This window comes from Vibrio penaeicida, assembly GCF_002933855.1.
Classification (GTDB): domain Bacteria; phylum Pseudomonadota; class Gammaproteobacteria; order Enterobacterales; family Vibrionaceae; genus Vibrio; species Vibrio penaeicida_A.
The window spans coordinates 1-6,298 of sequence record NZ_BFAQ01000071.1; the positions used below are offsets into that span (position 1 = coordinate 1).

General features: G+C 40.8%; 6 protein-coding genes and 5 tRNA genes. 3 read left to right on the plus strand and 8 right to left on the minus strand.

From position 1 onward, the window contains the following. From VPNCDNU1_RS28065 to VPNCDNU1_RS28085, 5 genes are all read right to left on the minus strand, one after another. Positions 1-239 (minus strand): GTP-binding protein (locus tag VPNCDNU1_RS28065; protein ID WP_237324243.1); only part of this gene is annotated, 239 nt, incomplete at its 3' end. 94 nt (positions 240-333) lie between these two features. Further along, a tRNA-Thr gene (locus VPNCDNU1_RS28070) sits at positions 334-409 on the minus strand. Between the two features lie 13 nt (positions 410-422). Next, a tRNA-Gly gene (locus VPNCDNU1_RS28075) sits at positions 423-497 on the minus strand. 36 nt (positions 498-533) lie between these two features. Further along, a tRNA-Tyr gene (locus VPNCDNU1_RS28080) sits at positions 534-618 on the minus strand. A gap of 47 nt (positions 619-665) precedes the next feature. Further along, positions 666-741: transfer RNA gene (locus VPNCDNU1_RS28085), tRNA-Thr, on the minus strand. A 212-nt stretch (positions 742-953) separates the two neighbouring features. Between VPNCDNU1_RS28085 and coaA the strand changes: the two genes are divergently transcribed. Continuing rightward, positions 954-1,877, plus strand: a complete 924-nt coding sequence (gene coaA, locus VPNCDNU1_RS28090; protein WP_101114264.1) for a type I pantothenate kinase — start codon at positions 954-956, stop codon at positions 1,875-1,877. Between the two features lie 8 nt (positions 1,878-1,885). On the opposite strand, the gene birA is transcribed toward coaA, so the two are convergent. Together birA and murB are read right to left on the minus strand one after the other, a co-directional pair. Then, a complete protein-coding gene (gene birA / locus VPNCDNU1_RS28095; protein WP_371410823.1) occupies positions 1,886-2,848 on the minus strand; it encodes a bifunctional biotin--[acetyl-CoA-carboxylase] ligase/biotin operon repressor BirA in 963 nt (320 codons plus the stop codon). After that, the gene (gene murB / locus VPNCDNU1_RS28100; protein WP_104403438.1) at positions 2,845-3,888 is read right to left on the minus strand and encodes a UDP-N-acetylmuramate dehydrogenase; all 1,044 of its coding nucleotides are present in this window, start codon (positions 3,886-3,888) and stop codon (positions 2,845-2,847) included. The genes birA and murB overlap by 4 nt, the downstream gene beginning before the upstream one ends. Before the next feature lie 66 nt (positions 3,889-3,954). Here murB and VPNCDNU1_RS28105 point away from each other — a divergent pair, with 66 nt between their 5' ends. Further along, on the plus strand, positions 3,955-4,380 hold the full coding sequence (locus VPNCDNU1_RS28105) for a GNAT family N-acetyltransferase (RefSeq protein WP_104403436.1): 426 nt from the start codon (positions 3,955-3,957) through the stop codon (positions 4,378-4,380). A gap of 101 nt (positions 4,381-4,481) precedes the next feature. After that, positions 4,482-5,822 carry a CDP-diacylglycerol--serine O-phosphatidyltransferase gene (pssA, locus tag VPNCDNU1_RS28110; protein WP_104403437.1) on the plus strand — a complete coding sequence of 447 codons (1,341 nt, stop codon included), beginning with the start codon at positions 4,482-4,484 and terminating at the stop codon, positions 5,820-5,822. 302 nt (positions 5,823-6,124) lie between these two features. On the opposite strand, the gene VPNCDNU1_RS28115 is transcribed toward pssA, so the two are convergent. Beyond that, positions 6,125-6,215, minus strand: a tRNA-Ser gene (locus tag VPNCDNU1_RS28115). Positions 6,216-6,298: the final 83 nt, after the last annotated feature.

The window sequence follows — 6,298 nt, forward strand, 5'->3', positions numbered from 1 at the left end:
ACGTGTGCGTAGTGACGAGTTGGAGTGTCGTACTCAACGTGAGAAGTTGCGATTGTGATACCGCGCTCACGCTCTTCTGGAGCGTTATCGATTGATGCGAAGTCTTTCGCTTCACCGCCGTACACTTTAGATAGAGTAGTACAGATTGCAGCAGTTAGAGTTGTTTTACCGTGGTCAACGTGGCCGATAGTACCAACGTTTACGTGCGGTTTCGTACGTTCAAATTTTTCTTTAGACATGGGGTGTCCCTCAAGGTACGGATTTAGGTGGCTTTTAAGACCACGCAACCAAAATAATGGTGATTGTATTACAAAAAGGAAGGTCACTAAGAGCTGGTGCTGATAGGCGGATTTGAACCGCCGACCTCACCCTTACCAAGGGTGCGCTCTACCGACTGAGCTATATCAGCACTTAAAATGAGTTGGAGCGGGCAGCGGGAGTCGAACCCGCATCATCAGCTTGGAAGGCTGAGGTAATAGCCATTATACGATGCCCGCAACACGTAACTCTGTGAGCTATTTCCTTTAGGAATATGGTGGAGGGGGACGGATTCGAACCATCGAAGGCAGTGCCGGCAGATTTACAGTCTGCTCCCTTTGGCCACTCGGGAACCCCTCCAAATTTTTAAAACTTTTTCTCGCTCTCTATTACACAGAGGGAAAAAGTGGTGCCGACTACCGGAGTCGAACTGGTGACCTACTGATTACAAGTCAGTTGCTCTACCTACTGAGCTAAGTCGGCACACGAGTGGGGCGAATTCTATTGAATGATTTTGTACCTTGCAATAGAAAATTGAAAAAAAATACAAATTTCCTTTAACTTCGGGTTATTTGCGCACAAATCCATCAAGATTTCATGATTCACACTCAACAATTGGCGTCCAAATCGTTTGCAAGTGACGTAGCATAGTGTATTGTCACTCTCCCTGATTTATATGGATATCTGAGTACTTTATGAGCCCTTACATGTCTTTTAACCGTCAACAATGGTCAGAGTTACGTGACTCTGTGCCTATGATGTTGTCAGAAGAGGATCTGAAAGAACTTCAGGGCATTAATGAGAGTCTCACGATGAAAGAAGCCGTAGATATCTACCTTCCTCTATCACGATTGTTGAACTTGTATGTGGAAGCAAGGCAAAGTCGAAATTCTGTATTACATCGCTTCTTAAATCAAAAAGAGCACGCACCACCCTTTGTTATTGGAATTGCAGGTAGTGTTGCAGTAGGGAAAAGCACGACAGCTCGATTGCTAAAAGCGCTGCTCTCTCGTTGGGAAAATCACCCAAAAGTAGAACTCATTACTACCGATGGATTCTTATACCCTAACAAGGTGTTAAACGAAAACGGGCTGATGCAGAAGAAGGGATTCCCAGAATCCTACGACATGAAAAAATTGGTGCAATTCGTCTCAGATGTAAAAGCATGCAAGAGAAATGTGAAAGCCCCTGTCTATTCACATCTTACATACGACATTACATCAAATAAAAAAGTCGTTGATTTACCAGATGTTTTGATTATAGAAGGTCTGAACGTACTCCAAAGCGGGATGGATTACCCACACGATCCACATAGAGTGTTCATTTCAGACTTTTTAGACTTCTCTCTCTTTGTGGATGCGCAACCAGAAATGATTCAAACGTGGTATGTCGAACGATTTATGAAATTTCGACAGGGGGCGTTTACGAAGCCAGGTTCTTATTTTGGTCATTACACTAAACTAACCAAAAATGAAGCTCTCGAAAAGGCTCAAAGCATCTGGCAAACCATAAATGGAAAAAATCTACAGCAGAACATTTTGCCAACTCGTGAGCGCGCACAGCTCATTTTGCAAAAAGGGCAAAACCATATGGTAGAAAAAGTTCTGCTGAGAAAGTAGCGTAACGATTAGATTCCTCTCAAGGAAATTTCTCCCCCTATGTAAGTCTCAATGCCTTTGTCTGTTTCAATTAGTATACCGCCCTGTCCATCAATGCCTCTCGCTATTCCATATAACTCTTTCGGACCCAGTATTAATTTGATAGGTCTTCCAAGATAATTATCTAAGCGATTCCATCGTTCAACAAAGCCTTCCATACCAAGGAGTTCATAGCTTTCTAGGGAGCGCTCCCAAGCGTTAATAATAGATAAAGCTAATATATTTCTGTCAATATTTTCATTAGGTAAAATCTGCTCTAATGAAGTCCAAGGCTGCGTAATGTTTTCTGTTTTGTCTGGCATGGCTATATTTAACCCCATACCAATTACTAGATGTGCAGCCGCACCGGCCTGTCCAGACATTTCAACAAGAATACCTGCCAGCTTTTTATCTTCATAATAAAGGTCATTGGGCCATTTTAGCTTTACACCTTGAATACCAAGAGATTCAAAAGCCTCGACTACCGCAACGCCAACAACTAAGCTGAGCCCCATTGCTGCAGCAATTCCTGCATCTAATCGCCAATACATCGACAAATACAGATTACTACCAAAAGGAGATACCCACTCTCTCCCACGTCGACCTCGACCTTGGCTCTGGTATTCTGCCAAGCACACGTCACCACGATTCAGTTCTCCGGCACAATCAAGTAAGAATTGATTTGTTGAATTGATGACAGGAAATACTTTTAACATTCGAGTAGAGCTACTAGTCAATTTGTCTTTATCGAGCAAAGAAAGTGGTCTAGGTAAACGATAGCCTTTTCTTTGGACACTGAATACATCAAGCCCTAGATCTTGTATGCTTTTAATATGCTTGCTTATTGCTGCCCTAGACACGCCAAACTGCTCACCAAGGGCTTCACCAGAATGGAACTCACCATCAGCGAGTTGTTTAACAATGCCGTATTTTACGGAATCTACTTTCATTATTTATCCTTAAGGCATTCCGAAAGACACGTTTCACCTAAACTTCCTATAAAACGCACTTCATGCTCCAGCTCAACCTGATATTTTTTATACACCGTTTGCTTTACAAAAGCTGCAAGGCTGACAACGTCGTTTGATGTTGCATCGCCAGTATTTACCAACACCAACGCTTGTTTTGGATGCACCATAACACCACCAATTTTTTTACCTTTTAAGTTAGCTTTATCAATCAACCATCCTGCAGCTAACTTAACGCCTTCTTTATTGGGGTAACCGACGATATCTGGATACTGGCTCTCTAGTCGATCGAATTGATCTTGAGAGATCACTGGGTTCTTGAAAAAGCTACCTGCATTTCCTTGTTTACAAGGATCTGGAAGTTTAGAACGACGAATGTCGCAAACTCGCTCGTAAATATTAAATGCGGTTTGATCTTCTTTCGGCAAATCAGCTAAAGCGCCATATATTGTTTTGGGCGTCCAGTTTTTGACTAGTTTAAAACCAACAGAAACCACAATAGCTTTGCTTTTCAACTCGCGCTTAAAAATAGAATCCCGATATCCAAATTGACACTCAGTATTAGTCAAACGCTTGGTCTGCCCGCTTTCAAGACAATAGATTTCAACGTATTCACATACATCTTTTAGCTCAACACCATACGCTCCGATATTTTGAATAGGGGCAGAACCTACACAGCCAGGTATAAGGGCAAGATTCTCTAACCCAAAATAGCCATTTTCAAGTGTCCACTTAACAAACTCAGGCCAATCCTCTCCTCCTTGAGCATGCACATGAAAATGAGTATCTGACTCAATGACAGACTTTCCTTTTAACCTGTTGAGCAACACTACACCGAGGAAGTCTTGAGTGAATAATACGTTACTGCCTTTACCTAGCATCAACTTAGGTAACTCACTCCATTCCAGGTTATCGTAGACCTCTCTGAGGTCTTCAATTGATTCGACGGCAGCCATATGACGACATTGGACATCGATACCAAAGGTATGAAAGGGCTTCAAACTATTGTTTTTGTATATCTGCATAATATTTGGAGTTAGAATTTCACTAACGATCATATTACCTCAACTAGTTAGAGAGCGCAGTGACGAATGAGTGAGCTTGAAGTCAAAAAACTCGACCCTATTCTATTACCTTTAGTTAAGCGCTTTTATAAACAATATTACCCTTCCGCAAAACCAAAATCGGACGAGCTAATTTTGGGTGGATATCTTAACGAGACCTTGGTATCTACTGTGCGATTTCGAACCATTGAAGGCAGTCGGCTCTTAACGGGTATGCTGGTTGCACAAGAACATCAAAATCAAGGTTTAGGTCACAAGTTATTAGTTTTCTGCGAAGATGTCGTATTACAAGAAGGTGATTTTTGCTTTGCTTATGAGCATTTGAACAACTTTTATCAATCACATGGATTTAAATCTATTGAAACAGAAGATTTACCCAATGGATTAAAGAATCTGTTTATCCGATATCTCCGTAGTGGGAAAAAATTAAACGCGATGAAATACTTTGTATAAGATTATTCCGCTTATGTTTGAGTTATCTAGTCAATGTGGTCCGACTTTTGGTAAAATGAACGATTAGCCGTCAATCGTATAAAGAAGGTAAAGCCTCTAACATGATCGCAACCAGGAATCTCATTAAGACACTTCCAACAATTGCGCAAGATCCAGATTCTTTTAAGGTTCTGCATTCGGCAAAATCGTTTCGTGAACACCTGCTTAGTGCGATTAAGCAAGCAACTCATCGAATCTACATTGTTGCACTTTATCTAGAAGATGATGACGCCGGTAGGGAAGTGTTGACTGCTCTTTACGAGGCAAAGCAAAAGAACCCAGATTTAGACATTAAGATCTGTGTCGACTGGCATCGAGCTCAAAGAGGGTTAATTGGTGCAGAAGCGTCCGAAGGTAACGCCGCCCTATATAAGAAATTTGCAGAGCAACATGTAAAGCCTATTCCTGTATATGGCGTTCCAGTTCGAGGACGAGAAGTATTCGGAGTTCTTCATCTAAAAGGCTTTGTTATCGATAATTCCGTGATATATAGCGGAGCTAGTCTAAACAATATCTATCTCAATTTTAACGATAAGTACCGCTTTGATCGCTACCATGTATTTCACAATGAATGCTTAGCCAACTGTATGACGGAATACATCGAACAATCGATGATCCAGCATCCAGCGGTCAACAATCTGGCATGTAATAGCAAACCAAATACAAAATCGATTAAGCCCGCGATTCGACAACTACGATCATCTTTGGCACAGAGCCAATATAAATTTGATCATCAGAATGTGGGTTCTGAGCAGGTAGCTGTTACACCACTTGTTGGCGTAGGAAAGCGACGAAATAGACTTAATCAGAGCATCAACCATTTAGTAGCTCTCGCAAAAGATGAAGTTTTTATTTGTACACCATATTTTAATTTCCCCAAAAGCCTAGCAAGGCAGATAAAGAAAGCATTAAAGCGCGGTGTTAAAGTCACTATTGTTGTTGGTGATAAAACTGCCAATGATTTCTATATCCCACCTGAAGAAGAATTCAAAACTATTGCCGGACTGCCATATTTATACGAAATGAACTTAAGGCGCTTTGCGAAAGTCAATGAAGCCAATATTGCTAGTCGCATGCTCAATATCAGAGTATGGAAGCATGATTCAAATAGCTACCACCTCAAGGGTATATGGGTCGACAAGAGATATATGCTGATAACAGGCAACAATCTTAACCCTAGGGCTTGGAAGTTAGATTTGGAAAATGCGATCCTTATACAAGATCACTATAACCATCTAACTGAGAAGTTTGAAAAGGAAGTCGAAAATATCCTGCAGCACACTGAACTTATTTGTACTTACAGGCAACTAGATAAGGTAGAAAATTACCCACTAGAAGTTCAAAAACTCATTCGCAAAATAACCCGAGTCAGCGTAGATAAAATTCTTAAACAAATCCTTTAAAATAGAATAAGAGAGAGCCCAGTAATCGCTGAGCTCTCTTTTTTTGCGAAAAAATGCGTCGTTCCCAGCTAGAGTTGTCATCCAATCAAGGTAACTCCCTCTACTAATACAGCGCTATATTTACCGTCTAAGCAAGTGTAGTGTGTGAAAATAGAAGTCATCCAGTAGCTTTTTAAGTAACCCGAATACTCTAGAAACAGGATAGATCTAACTAGCTAATTTTTAATAGATATAAGCTTGGAATAGAATTTGGTAGGTAAAATGCAAAAAACCCGCTGAGGTATCAGCGGGTTTTTTAATAGTGGCGGAGAGATAGGGATTTGAACCCTAGATACGCTATTAACGTATGCCGGTTTTCAAGACCGGTGCTTTCAACCACTCAGCCATCTCTCCACAAATTGTTACTAAAATTTAGTCTTACAATAAAATGCTAATTTTTAACTTTGCTTTCAGACTTTTCAACATCTGAAAACATA